This is a genomic window from Mesorhizobium sp. B2-3-5, assembly GCF_006442395.1.
Taxonomy (GTDB): Bacteria; Pseudomonadota; Alphaproteobacteria; order Rhizobiales; family Rhizobiaceae; genus Mesorhizobium.
This window is the reverse complement of sequence record NZ_VFVX01000004.1, coordinates 147,309-167,467: the sequence shown is the minus strand read 5'-3', so window position 1 is coordinate 167,467 and position 20,159 is coordinate 147,309. Positions and strand designations below refer to the sequence as shown.

At 62.9% G+C, this 20,159-nt stretch carries 15 protein-coding genes; 4 read left to right on the top strand and 11 right to left on the bottom strand.

The window, feature by feature from the left end; all coding sequences use genetic code 11:
• Nucleotides 1-178: 178 nt before the first annotated feature.
• The 6 genes from scpB to FJ958_RS07185 form a co-directional block, all read right to left on the bottom strand.
• A complete protein-coding gene (scpB, locus tag FJ958_RS07210) occupies nt 179-946 on the bottom strand; it encodes an SMC-Scp complex subunit ScpB (RefSeq protein WP_140741073.1) in 768 nt (255 codons plus the stop codon).
• A complete protein-coding gene (locus FJ958_RS07205; protein WP_140741282.1) occupies nt 943-1,746 on the bottom strand; it encodes a ScpA family protein in 804 nt (267 codons plus the stop codon). Before FJ958_RS07205 ends, scpB begins: the two co-directional genes overlap by 4 nt.
• Before the next feature lie 62 nt (nt 1,747-1,808).
• Nucleotides 1,809-2,828, bottom strand: a complete 1,020-nt coding sequence (gene nagZ, locus FJ958_RS07200) for a beta-N-acetylhexosaminidase (protein ID WP_140741071.1) — start codon at nt 2,826-2,828, stop codon at nt 1,809-1,811.
• 179 nt (nt 2,829-3,007) lie between these two features.
• Nucleotides 3,008-6,502, bottom strand: coding sequence for an SPOR domain-containing protein (locus FJ958_RS07195; protein WP_140741069.1), 3,495 nt, complete (start codon nt 6,500-6,502; stop codon nt 3,008-3,010).
• A 103-nt stretch (nt 6,503-6,605) separates the two neighbouring features.
• A complete protein-coding gene (gene argS, locus FJ958_RS07190; RefSeq protein ID WP_140741067.1) occupies nt 6,606-8,363 on the bottom strand; it encodes an arginine--tRNA ligase in 1,758 nt (585 codons plus the stop codon).
• Nucleotides 8,364-8,425: 62 nt separating this feature from the next.
• Nucleotides 8,426-9,640: a deoxyguanosinetriphosphate triphosphohydrolase gene (locus FJ958_RS07185; protein ID WP_140741065.1), complete on the bottom strand. Its 1,215-nt coding sequence runs from the start codon at nt 9,638-9,640 to the stop codon at nt 8,426-8,428.
• Between the two features lie 103 nt (nt 9,641-9,743).
• Between FJ958_RS07185 and erpA the strand changes: the two genes are divergently transcribed.
• The 4 genes from erpA to FJ958_RS07165 all read left to right on the top strand — a co-directional run bounded on the left by erpA (nt 9,744) and on the right by FJ958_RS07165 (nt 11,679).
• Nucleotides 9,744-10,091, top strand: a complete 348-nt coding sequence (erpA, locus tag FJ958_RS07180) for an iron-sulfur cluster insertion protein ErpA (protein ID WP_031259639.1) — start codon at nt 9,744-9,746, stop codon at nt 10,089-10,091.
• Nucleotides 10,092-10,095: 4 nt separating this feature from the next.
• Nucleotides 10,096-10,485, top strand: coding sequence for a VOC family protein (locus tag FJ958_RS07175; protein WP_140741063.1), 390 nt, complete (start codon nt 10,096-10,098; stop codon nt 10,483-10,485).
• A gap of 10 nt (nt 10,486-10,495) precedes the next feature.
• On the top strand, nt 10,496-11,290 hold the full coding sequence (gene xth, locus FJ958_RS07170; protein WP_140741061.1) for an exodeoxyribonuclease III: 795 nt from the start codon (nt 10,496-10,498) through the stop codon (nt 11,288-11,290).
• Between the two features lie 134 nt (nt 11,291-11,424).
• Nucleotides 11,425-11,679 (top strand): hypothetical protein, encoded by a 255-nt coding sequence (locus FJ958_RS07165; protein ID WP_246676873.1) that lies wholly within the window; start codon nt 11,425-11,427, stop codon nt 11,677-11,679.
• A gap of 62 nt (nt 11,680-11,741) precedes the next feature.
• Here FJ958_RS07165 and FJ958_RS07160 read toward each other — a convergent pair whose 3' ends face one another.
• The 5 genes from FJ958_RS07160 to FJ958_RS07140 form a co-directional block, all read right to left on the bottom strand.
• Complete coding sequence (locus FJ958_RS07160; RefSeq protein WP_140741058.1) at nt 11,742-12,569, bottom strand: tetratricopeptide repeat protein; 828 nt, start codon at nt 12,567-12,569, stop codon at nt 11,742-11,744.
• On the bottom strand, nt 12,556-14,280 hold the full coding sequence (gene ilvD, locus FJ958_RS07155; RefSeq protein ID WP_140741057.1) for a dihydroxy-acid dehydratase: 1,725 nt from the start codon (nt 14,278-14,280) through the stop codon (nt 12,556-12,558). Before ilvD ends, FJ958_RS07160 begins: the two co-directional genes overlap by 14 nt.
• A gap of 290 nt (nt 14,281-14,570) precedes the next feature.
• Entirely contained in the window at nt 14,571-15,707 is a 1,137-nt protein-coding gene (locus tag FJ958_RS07150; protein ID WP_140741055.1) for an outer membrane protein transport protein, read from the bottom strand.
• Between the two features lie 359 nt (nt 15,708-16,066).
• Nucleotides 16,067-18,850, bottom strand: coding sequence for a valine--tRNA ligase (locus tag FJ958_RS07145; protein WP_140741054.1), 2,784 nt, complete (start codon nt 18,848-18,850; stop codon nt 16,067-16,069).
• A gap of 260 nt (nt 18,851-19,110) precedes the next feature.
• Entirely contained in the window at nt 19,111-19,944 is an 834-nt protein-coding gene (locus tag FJ958_RS07140; RefSeq protein WP_140741052.1) for a PopZ family protein, read from the bottom strand.
• Between the last annotated feature and the right edge of the window lie 215 nt (nt 19,945-20,159).

Sequence of the window (20,159 nt, the reverse complement as noted above, 5' to 3'; positions counted from 1 at the left end):
GCAAATCTCTCTCGAATGTTTTCCCTGGCGATGATCTATGCGTTTTCGCGTTGGGATTCAAACACAACCGCGACAGAGTTTATGAAAGGGTGACGGATGTCACGCATTTTCAGCGAAGCGGCCCGCTACCAAACGGCGCATGTAAAGCCGGAAAGCAGCTTTTGATAGGCGCCCGTGGTCAATCTTCCGTGACGCGCGGCGTCAGCAGGCCGAGTTCCTCGAGATCGATGTCGGTCAACGGATCCTCGTCCTCGCTCAGCACGTCGGGGTCGGCCGGCGGCAGCGGGATCGAGAAATTCGACGGCATGCGGCCCGAAAGCAGGCCGGCGCCCTTCAATTCCTCCATGCCGGGAAGATCACGGATTTCCTCGAGCGCAAAATGGTCAAGGAAGGTTTCGGTGGTACCATAAGTGACGGGACGGCCAGGCGTTTTGCGGCGGCCGCGCATACGCACCCATTCCGTCTCCAGCAGCGTGTCGAGTGTGCCTTTCGAGGTTTCGACACCACGGATGTCCTCGATCTCGGCGCGCGTCACCGGCTGGTGATAGGCAATGATCGCCAGCACTTCGAGCGCGGCCCGCGACAGCTTGCGCTGCTGCACCGTGTCGCGGCTCATCAGGAAGGCAAGATCGCCGGCGGTGCGGAACGCCCAGGCATCGCCGACCCGGACCAGATTGACGCCGCGCCGGGCGTAGATCTGCTGCAATTCCACCATCGCAAGCGCGATATTGATGCCATCTGGAAGGCGTGCGGCAAGCTGCTTTTCACTGACCGGTTCGGCACTGGCGAAGACGATCGCCTCGGCCATGCGCATGGCCTCGGCCATATGCAGGCGCTCGGCCGGATTCTGTTCCGGATTCTGGACTGAAGCCTGGTCGAGTTCGCCCTCTTCCTGCTCGTCGTCCACCTTGAAGGGGATAACCGAAGCGTTGGCGCGTTCGCTCATGATGCCACCTCGACTGGCTCGATTGTCTGTGCGCGGTGGTCGCGCAGATAGATCGGTGCGAACACCTGGTCCTGCCGCATGTCCATCTTGCGCTCGCGCACCAGCTCCAGTGTCGCCGCGAATGAGCTGGCGATCGCCGTGCGCCGCTCTTCCGGGCTGGTCAGATATTGGATGAGGAAGCTGTCGAGCGCCGTCCAGTCCCGCAGCGAGCCGGTCAGCCGCGTCAGGATATCGCGGGCGTCCTTGAGCGACCAGACACCGCGCCTGGCGATCGTCACATTGGTGATCGCCTGCTTCTGCCGTTGCTGCGCGTAAGCGGTCAGAAGGTCGTAGAGCGAGGCCGAATAAGAGTTGCGCTTTTCGATGATGACCATTTCCGGCATGCCGCGCGCGAACACGTCGCGGCCGAGCCGGTTGCGGTTGACGAGACGCGCCGCCGCGTCGCGCATGGCCTCGAGCCGCTTCAGCCGGAATTGCAGCACCGCCGCCAGCTCCTCGCCGCTTTCACCCTCCTCGCCCGGCTGCTTGGGGATCAAAAGCTTCGACTTCAGGAACGCCAGCCACGCCGCCATCACCAGATAGTCGGCGGCAAGCTCGAGGCGCAGCGCCCTCGCCGTCTCGACAAAGGCCAGATATTGCTCGGCCAGCGCCAGGATGGAAATGCGCGCCAGGTCGACTTTCTGGTTGCGGGCAAGATGCAGCAAGAGATCGAGCGGACCTTCGAACCCGGCGACGTCAACCACCAGCGACGGATCGCCGGTCAGCCTTGAATCGTCATTCTCGGCCCACAGGCGGTCCATCGGTGCGGCCTTCGGGGCCTTGCTCTCCAATGTTTCCGCCACAGTCCTTCCACTTCCTCTGGTCAGGCCACCGCATCGAAATAGGTGGCGAATTCAGCGCGTATCTCGGTTTCCTCGACCGTGTCGCTTTTGCTGATATAGGTCATCGCCCGCTTTGCGCGCTCCAGCGACTTGCCTTCAAGCCCCCTGGTGCGCGACGCGATGCCCGCCATCTCCTCGAATACGCCGTTGCAGTGAAGGACCAGATCGCAGCCCGCCGCAAGGATCGAGGCCGCCTTTGTCGGGAAATCCCCAGAAAGTGCCTTCATCGAGGTGTCGTCGCTCATCAGGAGCCCGTCAAAGCCAATGTCGCGGCGAATGATCTCGTCGATGACCTTGCCGGACGTCGTCGCCGGATTCTTGGGATCGATCGCGCTGTAGACGACATGCGCGGTCATCGCCATCGGCAGATGGTTAAGCTCCCTGAACGGGGCGAAATCATGCCGCTGCAGGTCGCTGAGCGAGGCGTCGACCGTGGGCAACTCGAAGTGCGTGTCGGCAAAGGCCCGGCCATGGCCCGGAATGTGTTTCATGACAGGAAGCACGCCGCCGGACATCAGCCCTTCGGCGGCGGCGCGGCCGAGTTCGATGACCGCGCGCGGCTCCTTGCCATAGGCGCGCGCGCCGATGACGTCGCTGGCGCCTTCGATCGGCACGTCGAGCACCGGCAGGCAATCCGCCGTGATGCCGTAGCGCAGCAGGTCAAAGGCGTGCAGGCGCGCCATCAGCCAGGCAGCACGGGCGCCGGCGTCGTGATCGTCGCGCCACAGCGCGCCAAGCGCCCCGCCCGCCGGATAGTTTGGCGCCAGCGGTGGCCGAAGGCGTTGCACCCTGCCGCCTTCCTGATCGATGAACACCAGCGCATCCGGACGCCCGATGCAGTCGCGCATCTCGGCGACCAGATCGCGGATCTGCTCGGTCTCGCCAATGTTGCGGGCAAACAGGATGAAGGCCCATGGGCATTCATTGCGATAGAAATTGATTTCTTCGCGGGTGAGCGACTTCCCGGCACAGCCGAGGATCATGGATTTTGATTCGGTCATGACTGGAGTCTAGGGCTTCGCGCGGTCAAAGGGAATCATCTCGGCTCACAGGCCGCGTCCGCAAGATATGCTCCCACACGAAAAAGACGGGCACATGAAAAGCCGGGCGCATAAGGGCCGCCTCTACGAAAACCGGCGCGGCCTTGGGCCGCGCCGGTTTTTGAATGGTTGATCGGCGTCTAACGCGACACGAAGCAGTTGCCGCCGGCTGCCTTGTAGCTGGTGCACAAACTGATGGCATCGTTGCGCGACTGAGCCGGAACGCGGACGCGGTAGAATGTGCCTTTGCCTGCGATCTCGGCCTTGACGATGTTGGCGGTGCGGCCGGAAAGCACGCTGCCGTAGCGGCGTTGCAGATCCTGGTAGGTCGACTGCGCGCTTTCCACGGTCGGCTGCGAAGCGATCTGCATCGACCACGAACCGCCGGTCGCCGCCGTTGCCGGATCGATGGAAGCGACCTGATCGGGCTTGACCTCGCCAACGACATCGACCGGCTGGTCGGACGGACGCTGCGGCGCCACCGGAACCTTGGCCGGCGTGTTGGCCGACTGCGCCTTCGCCGGCGGCTTGGCTGCCGGCTTGAGCGCGGGCTCGTCCGCCTGGGCGGCGGCAGTCGCCACGGTACCGGTCTGGTCGGCATCGGCCTGGCCCGAAGGGGCGACATGCTGGGGCGCCGGATCGGCCGGTTCAGTGGCGGCCACCTGCGGTTCGGCCGGTGCCGGATCCTCGCGCGGCACCAGCGAGCCGTCTGACTTGACCACCATGGTCCTCACCTTGCGCGGCGCAACGGCGACGACGTCGGTGTTGGTGCCCTTGTCGGTATCCTGCAGCACCTGCGCGATGCGATCCTCGGACTTGGGCGCCGGTGCCGCATTGTCGGCCGGCGCGCTGGCGGCCGGTGCTGCATTGGCGGTCGCGACGGCATTGGAGGTCGGGGCGGCACTGCCGTCGCCCGTCGCGCTAGCGGCAGCACTCTGGTCAGACGAAAGATCGACGGCACGGGCCGGGTCCTTCGCCTGCACATCCACAGGTTGCTCGGTGTTGGTGACAAGCTTCTGCTGCACCGGCGCGGCCGGCTTGGCACCCTTGAGCACCGCGTCATAGACCTTGTTGTCCTGGTTCGGCACCACAGTGCCGCCCGGATTTTCCGGCTTGATCTTGATCGGCGAATTGTCGGCCTTCACGATCACAGGAGCCTCGCTGCCGCCCTTGCCGCCGAGAGACAGGGCAAAGGCACCAAGACCGCCTGCAACCGCCACCGCGCCCACGATCGCAGCAATGAACAGGCCGCGCCGGCCCGATGGCTTGGCCGCTTCCCGCTCGCCGAGCCCCGGAACGGACATGGCCTCGTCCAGTTCGGGATCGTAGTCGAGTTCATCGACGGTAAAATCGTCCGCCTGCGAGACCGGCTGGCTGCCGGGCAGGCTGTCGAGGTCGAAGCCGTCGGTGGCATTGGCGTAGCCTGTGGCCACCGCCGCGCGGGCGGGCATTTCGGCCGGCCGCGCCACATAGGTCCGCGCTTCCGGCTGATAGGCCGGCTTGGGCTGTTCGTATCCCTGATTGAGCGCATATCCCGGATTGGGCTCCCCATATCCCGGATTGGGCTCCCCATATCCCGGATTGAGCCCCTCATATCCCGGATTGAGCCCCTCATATCCCGGATTGGGGCCCCCATATCCCGGATTGAAACCCGCATTGTAGGATTCATCCGCATGGGACGCGCTGCTTGCGGCAGCAGCGGGAGCCGGCGCGACGTCCACCGAATTCATTTCCGTCAGAAGGCTGGCGAACTCGGCGTCAAGATCGTCATAGCCGGATGCCGCCGGTTCATCTTCCTCGAAATGCAGCTCCGGAATGTCGAGATCGTCAGCCAGCGCCACGACGCGCTCCGGCACGTCGACCGTCTCCACATCAGGCATCTCTTCGTAGCGGGAGGACTGGCGCGGCTGCGGCGCGGATACCGGCGCCGCATAAGGGGCGGCCGCAACAGGCTCGGACGAATGGTACGGCGGCACCGCGGCCACTTCCGGTGCCACGGCCCCGGTAGCCATCGAAGCGGCTGGCTGCGCGGCAAATGCCGGCTGCTGGGGAACCGGTGTCACGCGGCTCCACGAACGGGCCGGTTCCGCCGGTGCGGAGCGTTCCGCCAGCCAATCGGGAGAATCAGCCTGATCCTGCCGGGAGACTGCTCCGTCACGCGCATCCAGGCTCTTGGCCAAAGCGGCGTCGAACGCATCATTGTCGATATCGACATCGACTTGATCAGCATCAGTGGCATGCGAGCCAAGATCCTGGCTCTGAAGCTCGTCGAGCGGCAGATTATCGAGATCGGCATCGGCGGCCTGTGCAGCATCGGAGTGATGCATTTCCTCTTCGGATGCCGGTTCGTCGAGATCCCAGTCGAGTTCGCCAACAAGATCGGCGGGCTCCTCGATGGTCTTCGCGGCCGCGACAGGCGACTGAACGGGAATAGGGGCCGGTTGAGCCGCGACGGGCTCGGCCATGGCCGGCTCCTTGGCAGACGGCAGCGCGCGCGCGCTCATGGCGCCCAGAAGCGCGTTCAACTCGTCCTCGAGGCTCCGTTCATCGGCCATGGGGGCTTGCACCGGCGCGGCCATATTGGCAACCGGGGCTGCCATCGTCGCCGGTTCAACCGCAGCAGCCGCCATCTCGGCGGCGGGCTCTTCGGCAGGCTCGGCAAACGCGTCATCAAGGTCTAGGTCGAAAGCATCATCCGACACGGGTTCGGGGCTTGGGATCTCGCCCTTCGTGTCCTCGGCATGGGCGAGCACTTCGTCCGCTTCCGCCTCATCAAAAACCACCGGCTCGTCCGCCTGAATGTCAAAATCCGCGTCGACATCGGCCATGGCGTCGTCGAAGTGGCCCGCGAAAGCCTCATCGGAGACCGCCTGGGCCCCATTCGCGGCGGTCTGCGCCGGCTCTGGGTATTCGACGGCAGCCGCGTGGTGCTGATCCGCCGAATGGTCGTCAAGCATCAGCTCGTCTTCGAGCGACATCGCGACCGCATCGTCGAACTGATGATCCGAGGCCGGCTCCTCAGCCACCGGCACTTCGGCAACAGCGTGCTGGGTCTCGGCGGCCTCATCGACATGGAAGTCCCGGTCCAGTGACGCGGCAAGCTCGTCCTCCATCGGCAGATCGTCCTCGTAGGGCGAAACGCCTTCGAGCGAACTGGCGACGGCATTGTCGAAATCGGCGTCGAAGGCAGGCTCGACGGGTGGCGCTGGGTCGGCAGCACCGGCATTCGCATGGCTGGCGACGACTGCCTGGTCATCGACATCGGCCATGTCCAGGTGGAAATCGTCGTCGAGCGAAAGGGCAAGATCGTCGTCCGCCGCATGGTCGTCCGCCGCATGGATGGCCGCCGTTTCGAATGCCGGCTTATGAACCTCGACAATGGGAGCGACGACGCTGTCGCCAGCGTCGAACTCGCCCATCAGTTCCTTTTCGAGATCGATATCGAAATCGTCCTCTTGCACTGACGGACCCGCGACAGTGGCCTGTGACTGGACCGGCGCCTGTGACTGGACCGGCGCCTGCGGCTTGACCGGCTGGCGTGGGTCGAATCCCATGATCCTGGTCAGCTCCGCGAACGGATCATCGTCCGCGATGTCGTTGTTGTCGGCTATTCTCAGCTGGGTTCTGTCTGCCATTATTGTTCCCGAACTCGCACTCAGTCGGACGCCATGGACGTCGCGCAGGGTTGGCCCTTACCAGCGCAATGTGGGCAAAAGGTGACAGGTTTTTTAGTTAAACCTAACGCATTTCGGTGGGCGCGGCGGCTCCGATCAGCGTCAGGCCGGACGTCAAAACGTCCGATACAGCCTGCACCAGCCCTAGTCTGGCATGCGTCAATTCTCGGTCGTTAACCTTAACAAAACGTAAGTCCGGATTATCCGTGCCACGGTTCCAGTGGCCGTGGAAACTGGAAGCCAGATCATAGAGATAAAATGCCAGTCGATGCGGCTCGAGCGCAAGTGCCGCGGACTCGATCAGGCGCGGATATTCGGCGAGCTTGCGGATCAGGCCGATCTCGCCTTCGTCGGTCAACGACGTCACAGCGGCAGCCAGGCTCTTGCGGTCGAAATTCGCCTCGCCCAATTGCTCGCTCGCCTGCCGGAACACCGAATGGCAGCGCGCCGAGGCGTACTGGACATAAAACACCGGATTGTCCTTCGACTGCTCCGTCACCTTGGCGAAGTCGAAATCAAGCGGCGCATCGTTCTTGCGGTAAAGCATCATGAAGCGGATCGGGTCGCGCCCGACTTCTTCAACCACCTCGCGCAACGTCACGAAGTCGCCGGACCGCTTCGACATGCGAACCGGCTCGCCATCGCGAAACAGCTTGACCAGGTTACACAAAAGCACGGTGAGCTTGACATCGTCGCCGGCAATCGCCCGCGCCAGCGCTTCCAGCCGCTTGACGTAGCCGCCATGGTCGGCGCCAAGCACATAGATCAGGTCGACAAAGCCGCGATCGACCTTGTCCTTCAGATACGCCACATCGGCGGCGAAATAGGTGAAGGCGCCATCGGACTTGACCAGCGCCCGGTCCATGTCGTCGCCCACGGCGGTCGAACGGAACAGCGTCTGTTCGCGGTCTTCCCAGTCGTCCGGCTTCTCACCCTTGGGCGGCGGCAGCTTGCCCTTGTAGATGTGGCCCTTCAGCGTCAGGTCGTTGATCGCCGAGCGGATCTTCTTGGCATTGTCGGCATGCAGCGTGCGCTCGGAGAAGAACACGTCGTGGTGCACGTTGAGCAGCGCCAGATCCTCGCGGATCATCGCCATCATCGCATCGATGGTGCGGTCCTTGACAATCGCCAGCGCCTCGTCATCGGGCATCTGCAGCAAGGAGCGGCCAAACTCCCGGACCAAAGCCTCGCCGACCGGGACGAGATAGTCCCCGGGGTAAAGTCCGGCCGGAATCTCGCCGACGTCCTCGCCGAGCGCCTCGCGGTAGCGCAGCATTGCCGAACGGCCCAATACATCGATCTGCGAGCCGGCATCGTTGATGACATATTCCTTGGTCACGTCGTAGCCGGCGAACGCCATCAGGTTGGCGAGCGCGTCACCGACAACCGCGCCCCGGCAATGGCCGACATGCATCGGCCCCGTCGGATTGGCCGAGACATATTCGACATTGGTTTTCCGGGCAGCCCCGATCGTCGAGCGGCCATAGTTGCGGCCCTCGCCGAGAAGCGCCGACAGATGAGCCTGCCAGAAGCCGTCCTTGAGCCGGAGATTGACGAAGCCCGGGCCCGCGACCTCGGCGGCGGCGACATCCATGTCGGCCCGCAGCGCCTCCGCCAGTTTCTCGGCCAATGCGCGCGGGTTCTGGCCGGTTGGCTTGGCCAGCACCATCGCGGCATTGGTCGCGAGATCGCCATGGCTGGCGTCGCGCGGTGGTTCGACGGCAATGCGCGACAGGTCGGGCGAAACGCCGCCCTTATCTTTCAGATCGAGCGCTTCGACAGCCTTTATGACTCGCGCGGTGAAATCGGCGAAGATGTTCATGGGTATTGCTCTGGCGGCTTTATGGCGAATCCGGCTCGTTGGCCGGCAAAATCGCGCCCGCCCTAGCTCAAATCCGGTGTGCGGTCAAACAAACGCCGATGTTCCTTCAGCGCGTAGGTGTCGGTCATGCCCGCGAGGAAATCGGCCACGCTGCGCGCCTTGATGCGATCTTCGGCCCGGTCCAGTCCCTCGCGCCAGCCGTCCGGCATGGCACGAGGGTCGCCGAAATAGACGTCGAACAGGTCCCTGACGATCTGCTCGGCACCGGCGCGCACCCGCATCACCTCCGCGTGCCGGTAGAGGTGCTTGTAGAGAAAGGCCTTCAGTTCCTTCTCTGCCGCGGCCATCTCGGCGGAAAAGGTCACCATCGTCTCGCCCGCCGCCCTTACCGCATCGGCGCTAAGCGGTCCCACACGCTCCAGATTGGCGGTCGCGCGGACAATGACGTCCTCAACCATGGCGGTGATCTGCCGCCGCATCAGTTCGTGGCCGGTGCGTACGTCATCGAGCGCCGGATAGCGTTGGCGCACGCCCTTCAGGATCGCTCCCGGCAACGAGACGGCCTCCAGCATGTCGAGCGTCAGCAGCCCTGCCCGCAGGCCGTCGTCGATGTCGTGCGTGTTGTAGGCGATGTCGTCGGCGATCGCCGCGCATTGCGCCTCGATGCCGGCGAACCGGTCGAGTTCGAGGTCCTGCAACTGCGAATAATCGCGGATCGCCTGCGGCACCGGCCCTTTCAGGCCTTTGCCGCTGGCGTCCGTCAGCGGACCGTTGTGCTTGACAAGGCCCTCAAGCGTTTCCCAGGTCAGGTTCAACCCATCGAATTCGGCGTATCGCGCTTCCAGCCTCGTCACGATACGCAGCGATTGGGCATTGTGATCGAAGCCGCCCCAGGCGGCCATCTTGTCGTTCAGCGCGTCCTCGCCTGTATGGCCGAAGGGTGTGTGGCCGAAATCATGCACCAGCGCGACCGCCTCGGCGAGATCCTCGTCGCCGCGCAGCGCCCGCGCCAGCGCACGGGCAATCTGCGCCACTTCGATCGAATGGGTCAGCCTTGTGCGATAATGGTCGCTTTCATGGGCGATGAAGACCTGGGTCTTGTGCTTGAGCCGCCGGAACGCGGTCGAATGGATGATGCGGTCCCGGTCGCGCTGGAACGGCGTCCGGGTCGGGCTTTCGACCTCGTCGAACAGCCGGCCGCGCGAGCGCGCCGGATCGGTGGCATAAGCCGCGCGTGGCCGGTAGCCAAATCCGATGTCGCCCAACTCGTTGGTCATGATCGATGCCGCAGGTTGACTTGGTGCAGTTGACTTGGATGTGGTTGACTCGGCCGCTCGCGCTTCATACCTATCATGTGAAACCGAAAGCAAGGTGACGCCAATGGGCGCGGATGCCAAGACTGCCATGAAAGTCGACATGACCGAGGCCGCGGCCAAGCGGATTGCCAAGATCGTGTCTGGCGAAGCCGGCAAGACGGCGCTGCGCGTTTCCGTCGAAGGCGGCGGCTGCTCCGGCTTTTCCTACAAGTTCGACCTGGTCGATACGCGCAATGACGACGACGTTGCCATCGAAAAGGACGGCGCCACGGTGCTGATCGACGACCTGTCGCTGGTCTATATGGGCGGCTCGGTGATCGACTTCGTCGACGATCTGATGGGCCAATCGTTTCAGATCAGGAACCCGAATGCGGTCGCCTCCTGCGGCTGCGGCACCAGTTTCTCCATCTAACAGCATGCCTGCCATCGGCGCGGTCCGTCAGATCGCGCTGTCGGCCGGACGCGACCTTGATTCGACGCTGGCCTTCTGGCGCGGTGTGCTCGGCTTGGCCCTACATGCCCGCTACGATCCGCCAGGCATTGCCTTCATCATGGTCGGCGACATCAGGCTGCTGTTCACGGATGGCATACCGGCCGGTACCGTCTATCTCGATATATCAAACCTTGATGATTTCCACGCCGAGGCAAAAGCCGCGGGCGTTCCCTTCACCGCGCCGCCAACGCTCGTCCATCGCGATACCGAAGGCCAGTTCGGTCCGGCGGGGGAAAGCGAGTGGATGGCCTTCCTAAAGGACCCTGCTGGCAATACGATCGGTCTGGTCGAACGCCATCCGCCGCAAGAGTAATGAGACCGTCATGAAAATCGTCACCTGGAACATCAACGGCGTGCGCGCCCGCCTCGGCAACCTCACCCATTGGCTGACCGAGAGCGCGCCCGACATCGTGTGCCTGCAGGAGATCAAGACCGTCGACGATCAGTTCCCGCGCGCCGAGATCGAGGCGCTTGGCTACAATGTCGAGACCCATGGCCAGAAGGGGTTCAACGGCGTTGCCCTGCTGTCGAAGCTGCGCTTCGACGAAGTTATCAGAGGCCTGCCCGGTGACGATGCCGACGAGCAGGCGCGTTTCATCGAAGGCGTCTTCTCGACCGACAAGGGCGCCTTGCGTGTCGCTTCCCTCTATCTGCCGAACGGCAATCCGATCGATGACGAGAAGAAGTTCCCCTACAAGCTGTCCTGGATGACGCGGCTGGAGCGCTGGGCCGAGGAGCGCCTGAGGCTGGAAGAGGCCCTGGTGCTGGCCGGCGACTACAACGTCATTCCCGAGCCGATCGACGCGCGGTTTCCGGAAAACTGGTTGGGCGACGCGCTGTTCCAGCCGCAGACCCGGCAGGCCTTCCGCCGGCTGCTCAATCTCGGTTTCACCGAAGCGGTGCGAGCCGTCACCGACGCCCCCGACACCTACACCTTCTGGGACTATCAGGCCGGTGCCTGGCAGAAGAACAACGGCATCCGCATCGACCATTTGCTGCTGTCCCCGGAAGCCGCCAACCGGTTTTCGTCCGCCTCGATCGAAAAACACGTGCGCGCCTGGGAAAAACCGTCCGACCATGTGCCGGTGGCGATCGACCTCGCCCTGCAGCCGGCCTGACCGGGAAGCCTGCTCTTCGGCCGACGGCGGACCTTCTATCGCCACAAAGCGGGCGCATGATGAAAAATCATCATGGCGGCTGGGGTTCCATGGCCACTCGATTTGCTCTTTGTCCGATCGGCTTGGCATTCACCATGGCTGCGGTCGTGCCGGCCTTCGCCGCCCCGGAATGTCTGGCCAATGGAAAATCCTATGCGGTCGGTCAGGTCGTCTGCCTGACGGTTGCCGACCAAAGTCATCTGGCCCGCTGCGACATGGTGCTCAACAACACATCATGGACGAAGGTCAGCGACAGCTGTCCTGGAAACACCACGGCGCCGCACCTGCCCGCCACGCCGATCTCGACGCCGGCGCCAAGCAGGGTGCCGACAGAGCCGACCGAGAACTGATTTTTCCCGATAGCTTATCTCCACGTTCATCGAGGAGATTGGCAGGCTCAGCCGTCGCGCCTTTACTGATCGGTGTTGTTGCCCTTGGTCAGGATGTCGTCGGCGAGCGAGATCGCGGTGCGGCGGTCGGCTTCACCGGCTGCGGCGAAGGCCTCTTCCTGCATGCCACGAATCCAGGGCTGGTCGGCTGCCGGCGCCCGTTCAAGGGCGGCGGTCATCATCGCCAGGCCGCGAACAATCTTGCCGCTCTGGAACAGCAGATGGCCAAGCGTCGCCTGCGCGCCGGCATGGCCCTTCTCGGCGGCGAGCTGGAACCAGCGCCCAGCCTGCTTGACGCTGGCCTTCACGCCACCTTCGCCTTTCAGGAACATCTGCCCCACCTCGAACTGGGCGTTCGGGTTGCGGTAGTTGGCGGCGGCACGCATATAATATTCCTGGGCCGCCACCTCATTCTCGGTGACCGGACTGCCGGGAATACCTTTGCGCAGATAGTCGCCGAGCGCCACCAGCGCATCGGATACGTAGCTTTCTTCCGGCGAACCGGGCTCGACATCCTGGTCGACAATTTCCGAGAAGAACTTGAAAGCCTCATAGTCGTCGCGCGCCACGCCGTCGCCCTCGGCATACATGCGGGCAAGCTTCCAGGTGGCGCCGATCTGGCCGTTCTCGGCGGCGTATTTATAGGCCTCGGCGGCCTGTTCCTTGTGGCCGTTCTTGTAGGCGGAGAAGCCGAACTGGAACACCGCCCAGGGGCTCGACTGCGGCTTCACGCCGGTCTTGTCGTCGAACACCTTGTCGTCGAAGGCCATGGCCTGGCCCACGGCGCCAAAGATCGCAACCGCGACCAGTGCCGGAAGGACAGAGGACCTCAACAACTCAGATGTCCGCATAGCAGTGTGTTTCTTTCGCACCGCCCGGATGAGTGACCGCGCCATCGCGGGCAGACCCGACCGTCTGTGCGTATTTCCATATCGCGCCCGACTGATAGTCGGTCGTGCGCGCCTTCCAGGTCTTGGCCCGCGCCGCCAGCTCGGTCTCGGTCAGCGCCACTTCGATCGTGCCGTTCACCGCGTCGATCGAGATCACGTCGCCATCCCGGATGAGACCGATCGGACCGCCAACCGCCGCTTCGGGTCCGACATGGCCGATGCAGAAGCCGCGCGTCGCGCCTGAAAAGCGGCCGTCGGTGATCAGCGCCACCTTGCCCCCCATGCCCTGGCCGTAGAGCGCCGCTGTCGTCGACAGCATCTCGCGCATGCCCGGTCCGCCGCGCGGCCCTTCGTAACGGATGACCAGAACCTCCCCTTCCCGGTAGTTGCGGTGCGTCACCGCTTCGAAGCATTCCTCTTCCGAATCGAAGCAGCGCGCGGGACCGGAGAAGCTCAACTCCGTCATACCCGCGACCTTCACGATCGCGCCTTCGGGGGCAAGGTTTCCCTTCAAGCCCACGACACCGCCGGTTTGGGTAATAGGTCTGTTGGCCGGGCGGACCACATCCTGATGCTCATTCCAGGCAACGTGCTCCATATTTTCGGCCAAAGTGCGGCCAGTAACCGTCAGGCAATCGCCATGCAGATAGCCGTGGTCGAGCAGCGTCTTCATCAACAGCGGAATGCCGCCGGCCTCGAACATGTCCTTGGCCACATATTTGCCGCCGGGCTTGAGGTCCGCGATATAGGGCGTCTTCTCGAAGATGCGGGCGACATCGAACAAATCGAACTTTATCCCCGCCTCATGCGCGATTGCCGGCAGGTGCAGCGCTGCGTTGGTCGAGCCGCCAGTGGCCGAGACCACGGTCGCTGCGTTCTCCAGCGCCTTCAGCGTGACGATGTCGCGCGGCCGGATGTTTTTCGCGATGAGCTCCATGACCTTTTCGCCGGACGCGAAATTAAAACGATCGCGCATCTCGTAAGGCGCCGGCGCGCCGCAGGAATAAGGCAGTGCCAGGCCGATCGCCTCGGCGACGGTGGCCATGGTGTTGGCGGTGAACTGTGCGCCGCAGGAGCCGGCCGACGGACAGGCCGCCTGCTCGATTTCAAGCAGTTCGGAATCGCCGATCGTGCCGACCGAGTGCTGGCCGACCGCCTCGAACACATCCTGCACGGTGATCTGCCGGCCGCGATAGCTGCCCGGCAGAATCGAACCGCCATAGATGAAGATCGATGGCACGTTGAGACGCACCATGGCCATCATCATGCCCGGCAGCGACTTGTCACAGCCAGCGAGCCCCACCAGCGCGTCGTAGCAATGGCCGCGCATGGTGAGTTCGACCGAATCGGCGATGACCTCGCGCGACACCAGCGAGGACTTCATGCCCTGGTGGCCCATGGCGATGCCATCGGTGACCGTGATGGTGCAGAATTCGCGCGGCGTGCCATGCGCGGCGGCCACGCCCTTCTTGACCACTTGCGCCTGGCGCATCAGCGAGATGTTGCAGGGTGCCGCTTCGTTCCAGCAGGAGGCGACGCCGACCAGCGGCTGCGCGATTTCGGCGGCCGACAAGCCCATCGCATAGAGATAGGAGCGGTGCGGCGCACGCGCCGGCCCGACGGTAACATGGCGGCTGGGGAGCTTAGCCTTGGAAATGACTCTGGCGTCCATACTCTTCCTTGCCGCGAGCGGCGCGGCCTGCCCCATCGCCGAGCCTTTTGGCGCGTGTCCCGAGATAGGATCGAGGTGCGCCGGGTTTATGGCGGGAAATGGGCAATTTCCTCAGGCGGATTTGTAGCGCGGGGGTTGTTCAGAAAGTGTTGCCAAAACGTCACAATCGCAGGAGAGGGCATCAGTGCGGCTAATGTGCAACGCCCTTTGGCTAACGGGATCCTCGACGAGGTCCGGTCCAACAAAAAAGGCCGGGCAATGCCCGGCCTTTCATGTTGAATTTCAGATGGTTACCATTTGACGCTGTAGCCAGCCGACAGAGCGTATCCCCAGTCGCCCTGAACAGTACGGTTGAGCAAGGTGGGCACATACTGAGTCTCCGACACAGACGCCAGATATACGGCGGCAACGCCCAACCGAAGCTCGCCACCCAGCTTATCTTTCATCGCAACACCCGTGCCAAGGCTGTAGGTATCGCCGGTCAAATCCCAGCCGGTGCTGACGCCCCGATCATAAGAAGCAAAGACCGTTCCAGAGAATTGGTCGTTGAACTTGTGACCAACGCCACCGGTGACGGTCCAGCCGTCACGCCAGAAATAGTCGTTGCCATTCTCGATACCCAAGGTCGGAGCATGAAGATTGAGCTGCTCGGTGACCGACCAATCGGTCCACTTAACGCTACCATAGACAAGCCAACCGGGTGCCACACCGGTTTGAGCCTTGAACTCCAGCGACTGCGGAAATTTGGTGTCGCCAGTTGCGGGCTGGGTAATCGATACGGGGAAGGGGCTCAACGGAGGGTTAGCGGTCGCCGAACCGGTCGCATCGATCGATACACCCGAACGGTACATCAACTGAGCGCGCAACGCGATGTCCGGAATTTCATAGGCAACGCCTGCACGCCACCCCATGTTGCTGTCCTTCAGATTGACATTAAGCAATCCGGCAACCGCGAGCAGGTTGTAGTCCACATCCTCATGGTAGATACCGCCGAGTACCCAAAAACGACCTTTGCTCAAATCGAACTTTACGCCGCAGGTGACAGCGCCTTCGTAGATCGTGAAATTTTCCTTGAGCTTGGCAAGAGTTCCGCTAGGCGAAGACCATGTCGCTCCGCCGCCGTAAGACTCTGTATAGGTACCCGCGCAAGACAGGCTGTCCGACAGCTTGAATTTCACCGCGGCCGAGGGGACAGCGTAGGCATCCGAATAATTCTCGCCAACCAAATTGGGATTGAGAAGGTTTTTCGAATATTTTCTGGTGGGCGCGACATAGGTCACACTCGTGCGCATATTGAAATTGCCGTCCTCAAAAAGGATGTCGGTATCAGCCGTGCCGCGCGAAAAACCGCCAGCATGCGCCGAGCCTGCCAAAGCCAGCGAAAAGCCCCCTGCCCCCAGCAGTGCTTTCAGACGCAAATTGTTCATGGATGTCCTCCCCGAATAACCAGTGCATCAAGCTAGAACCAATTCAGGTTAACGGTGCAACAACGAATTCCTGGAGCGTACATGTACAGGTCCGCCAAACGTATTTTGGACAAAATGCGCGGCCGTGCTGGAGGGCGGAAAAACGCCTCCCGGAGCCTCGATCCCTCGTTCCGATGGGAAGAAACCGGCTAAAAAGGCCCGAAAACGGCCAAATTGAGGAGCTTACGGCCCCATTGTTACATTATGGCAACAATGGGGCTAAAAGTTTCCGTTTACGTCAAGATTAACGCTGCGGAATGCCTGTTTTGGAGGCAAAAAAGACCCACGCTCGGGGCAACGCCAAGGCGCCGAATCTACCTTCAACCAGCGTCCCGGACCCTGTTCAGCGCCACTGAAAGCTTGTCCTGCGCGTCGCGATATTCGGCGAGCTTTTCGCGCTCGGCTTCGACGATCTCGGCCGGCGCGCTGGCGACGAACCGTTCGTTGGACAGCTTCTTGTGCAGACGTGCTATTTCCTCAGTGACCTTGGCCAGTTCCTTCTGCAGCCGCGCGGCCTCGGCGGCGAGATCGATCAGACTGCCAAGCGGCAGGCAGATCGTCGCCTCGTTCAACACGATCTGGGCCGATCCCTTGGGTGCCGCGTCAGCCAGCGAGATGTCACCAACGCGCGCCAGCCGCTTGATCGCCGACTCCTCGCGAACCAGCCGTTCACGCGTCACGCCGTTGGCGCCGACCACGACCAGCGGCGCTATCGCCCCAGGCGGCACGTTCATCTCCGAGCGCACCGAACGGATGCCCGACACGAGATCGACCAGCCAGTTGATGTCTGCGGCCGCTTCAGCATCCTCGAAATCCGGCGACGGCCAGGCGGCATGGCAAAGCAGCGAGTCGCGTTCCTTGCCCTCGCCCGCCGTCTGCGCCCACAATTCTTCCGTCATGAACGGCATTATCGGGTGCAAGAGCTTGTAGATCTCATCCAGAACGAAGGCGACACAGGCGCGGCTTTCGGCCTTGGCCGCCTCGTCCGTGCCCATGAACACTGGTTTCAAGAGCTCCAGATACCAGTCGCAGAACAGGTTCCAGACGAAGCGGTAGGCAGCACCGGCCGCCTCGTTGAAGCGGTATGAAGTGATGCCGTCAGTGATCTCGCGCGCGGCGCGTGTCAGTTCGGTGAGGATCCAGCGATTGACCGCCAGCTTGGCGTCGTTCAGCCAGAAATCATCATTGCGCGCGACTTCATTCATCTCGGCGAAGCGCGTGGCGTTCCACAATTTGGTGCCGAAATTGCGATAGCCGGCAATGCGCGCCGGATCGAGCTTCACGTCGCGCCCCTGCGCCGCCATCACTGCCAGCGTGAAGCGCAGCGCGTCCGCCCCATACTCGTCGATCAGGTCGAGCGGATCGATGACGTTGCCTTTCGACTTCGACATCTTCTGTCCGTTCTTGTCGCGCACCAGCGCGTGCACGTAAACCGTGCGGAACGGCTCCTCGTCCATGAAGTGCAGGCCCATCATCATCATCCGGGCAACCCAGAAGAAGATGATGTCGAAGCCCGTGACCAGCACGTCGGTCTGGTAGTAGGTCTTCAGCTCCGGCGTCTGGTCAGGCCAACCCAGCGTCGAGAATGGCCACAGCGCCGACGAGAACCAGGTGTCGAGCACATCCTCGTCGCGGGTCAGGATCTCGCCCGGCTTGAAGTTCTCGAGCTTGTCCTCGACCCAGGCCTTCCATGGCCCTTCGAGCGCCAGGTAATATTCGATCGCGGCACTCAGCGCCTCTCCCTCGGACTTCTCGACGAAGACGCGTCCATCCGGCCCGTACCAGGCCGGGATCTGATGCCCCCACCACAGCTGGCGCGAAATGCACCAGGGCTGGATGTTTTCCATCCAGTCGAAATAGGTCTTCTCCCAGTTCTTCGGCACGAAATTGGTGCGGCCTTCGCGCACCGAGGCGATCGCCGGCTTGGCGAGTTCGGCCGCGTTCGCATACCACTGCTCGGTCAGGAACGGCTCGATCGGCACACCGCCGCGGTCGCCATGCGGCACGGCGTGGCGATGCGGCTCGACCTTGTCGAGGAAGCCGCCGGCTTCCATCAGTTCGACGATCTTCTTGCGCGCCACGAAACGATCGAGGCCATCGAGCTCGTCCCAGACAGCCTGGCGCTCCGGCGTCACATCGAGCCCGGCGAGGAAGTCCTCATTGTCTTTCAGCTTTATGGCAGCCTCGACGGACAGGATGTTAATCGCCGGCAATTTGTGGCGCTTGCCGACCTCAAAGTCATTGAAATCGTGCGCCGGCGTGATCTTGACCGCGCCTGAGCCTTTTTCAGGATCGGAATATTCATCCGCGATCACTGGAATCCTACGACCGACGATCGGCAGGACGAGATTCTTGCCGACCAGATGCCGGAACCGATCGTCCTCGGGATTGACCGCTACCGCCGTATCGCCGAGCATCGTCTCCGGGCGCGTCGTCGCAACCGTGATGAAGGTCTTCGGGTTCTCCGGATCGAAGGTGACGCCCTCGATCGGATAGCGGAAGTGCCAGAGGTTGCCGTTGACCTCCTGCTGCTCGACCTCGAGATCCGAGATCGCCGTCAACAGTTTTGGGTCCCAGTTCACAAGGCGCTTGTCCTTGTAGATCAGCCCTTCCTTGTAGAGCGTGACGAAGACTTCGAGCACGGCCTGGGACAGGCCCTCGTCCATGGTGAAGCGTTCCCTGCTCCAGTCTGCAGAGGCGCCGAGCCGCTTCAACTGATTGAAGATCGCGCCGCCGGATTCGGCTTTCCACTCCCACACTTTCTCGATGAACTGCTCACGCGTCAGGTCGCGGCGGTGGATCTGCTTTTCCATCAGCTGGCGCTCGACCACCATTTGCGTGGCGATGCCGGCATGGTCCATGCCCGGCTGCCACAGCACATTCTTGCCGCGCATGCGCTCGAAGCGCACGAGGATGTCTTGCAGCGTGTTGTTGAGCGCGTGGCCCATGTGCAGCGAGCCGGTGACATTGGGTGGCGGGATGACGATGGTGAAGGCCTCGGCGCCCTCCTCCGCCCCAGCGCCGGCGCGAAACGCGTCGGCCTTTTCCCACACTTTGGCGATCTTCGGCTCGACGGTTTTTGCGTCGTAGGTCTTTTCAAGCATGGGGAAACGGTCCGCGCTGTCGGGATTTTTGCTAGTTTGCTGTAAATCGGAAGGTCTTGGCCAAGTCAACCGCAAGGGCCGGCTTGGCATCACAAGCAGATAGGCGCGGCCGGGTTCATTTCAACGGAAGGCACCCGCACATTCATTGTCATAGGCCCCGACGCAAATCTCGTCTGTTTCGCGGCAAGCGCGAGCTGATGGCGCTGCAACGAAAAACGCCGCCTCGGGCGGCGGCGTTTACATCGGCAATTGCCTGGAGCTTACTGCGCCCCGCGTGCCACGCGTTCGATCTCCTCGCGCACCAGCCTCTCGACCAGCGTCGGCAGGTTGTTGTCGAGCCAATCCTGCAGCATCGGCCGCAGCATTTCTTCGGCCATCTCGTCGAACGTCTTCTTGCTGCGGCTGGCAAAAGCGTCGGACAGCTCGCCAAAGGCCGCGGCAACCTGCCTGCCCGCATGCTCGGAAAGGATTGCCGGACGGGCCGCGGGTGCTTCATTTGCCGCCGCACGCACCTCGGTAGCGCCCGTAGGAGCACCGCTTGAAGCAGGTTGCTCGAAGGCAGGCTCCGCCACCGGTTCGCTCACCGGCACATCGGGCTGAACAACCGGCTTGCGGATGCTCCTGTCCGGCATCGCTTTGGCCTGCTCGCCAACCGCAGCGATCTCGCGCCGCCAATCGGCAACGATGGCATCGCTTGTCGCGCCGGCCTCCGGGGCCTCGTCGGACCTTACGGCAGCCACCGGCTCCGCGGCGATCCTGGCGCTGACCTCGGCCAGCGTCATCGACGTCTTCACGGGCACGGGATCGACGCGCGACTGCGCTTCCTTGCGTGCGATCACCGGCTCTGGCGATGGCGCCTGGACCTCGGCAAGCGCGACCGGCTTCCGGGCTTCAGGGGCAGCATGCAGTTCGGTGCGAAACGCATCGACGTCGGCGGCTGGAGCCTCGCCTGGCGCCGGCGCCAGGTCCTGCCGCAGCTCATCCGGCTCACCCGGCTGCTTGCGGCCGTTGTCGCTGTCCTCGATGATCCTCCGGATGGAAGCCAGTATCTCTTCCATGGAAGGTTCGCGCTGTGCGCTGCTTGCCGTTGCCATTGTCACATCCGCCGCCCTTGTGACCTCTGTGGATTTCCGCTCCGGCAAGAGCCGGATTCGAATCATGGCAACAGCGTAACCGACGGATCGCCGCACGAGAATCCCCAATCTGGGGACATGTGGGATTTCAACAGATTAGAGCACGAAACCGAAGTGGCGACGGCCTGGGGAAGGTCCTGTTCCGACATCCCCCAAGGAATTCAGGCAGCGGCCCG

Bases quoted from the DNA above. Each gene is read 5' to 3' on its own strand.
- scpB (WP_140741073.1), bottom strand. From the start codon at position 946: ATGAGCGAACGCGCCAACGCTTCGGTTATCCCCTTCAAGGTGGACGAC.
- FJ958_RS07205 (WP_140741282.1), bottom strand. From the start codon at position 1,746: ATGGACCGCCTGTGGGCCGAGAATGACGATTCAAGGCTGACCGGCGAT.
- nagZ (WP_140741071.1), bottom strand. From the start codon at position 2,828: ATGACCGAATCAAAATCCATGATCCTCGGCTGTGCCGGGAAGTCGCTC.
- FJ958_RS07195 (WP_140741069.1), bottom strand. From the start codon at position 6,502: ATGGCAGACAGAACCCAGCTGAGAATAGCCGACAACAACGACATCGCG.
- argS (WP_140741067.1), bottom strand. From the start codon at position 8,363: ATGAACATCTTCGCCGATTTCACCGCGCGAGTCATAAAGGCTGTCGAA.
- FJ958_RS07185 (WP_140741065.1), bottom strand. From the start codon at position 9,640: ATGACCAACGAGTTGGGCGACATCGGATTTGGCTACCGGCCACGCGCG.
- erpA (WP_031259639.1), top strand. From the start codon at position 9,744: ATGGGCGCGGATGCCAAGACTGCCATGAAAGTCGACATGACCGAGGCC.
- FJ958_RS07175 (WP_140741063.1), top strand. From the start codon at position 10,096: ATGCCTGCCATCGGCGCGGTCCGTCAGATCGCGCTGTCGGCCGGACGC.
- xth (WP_140741061.1), top strand. From the start codon at position 10,496: ATGAAAATCGTCACCTGGAACATCAACGGCGTGCGCGCCCGCCTCGGC.
- FJ958_RS07165 (WP_246676873.1), top strand. From the start codon at position 11,425: ATGGCTGCGGTCGTGCCGGCCTTCGCCGCCCCGGAATGTCTGGCCAAT.
- FJ958_RS07160 (WP_140741058.1), bottom strand. From the start codon at position 12,569: ATGCGGACATCTGAGTTGTTGAGGTCCTCTGTCCTTCCGGCACTGGTC.
- ilvD (WP_140741057.1), bottom strand. From the start codon at position 14,280: ATGGACGCCAGAGTCATTTCCAAGGCTAAGCTCCCCAGCCGCCATGTT.
- FJ958_RS07150 (WP_140741055.1), bottom strand. From the start codon at position 15,707: ATGAACAATTTGCGTCTGAAAGCACTGCTGGGGGCAGGGGGCTTTTCG.
- FJ958_RS07145 (WP_140741054.1), bottom strand. From the start codon at position 18,850: ATGCTTGAAAAGACCTACGACGCAAAAACCGTCGAGCCGAAGATCGCC.
- FJ958_RS07140 (WP_140741052.1), bottom strand. From the start codon at position 19,944: ATGGCAACGGCAAGCAGCGCACAGCGCGAACCTTCCATGGAAGAGATA.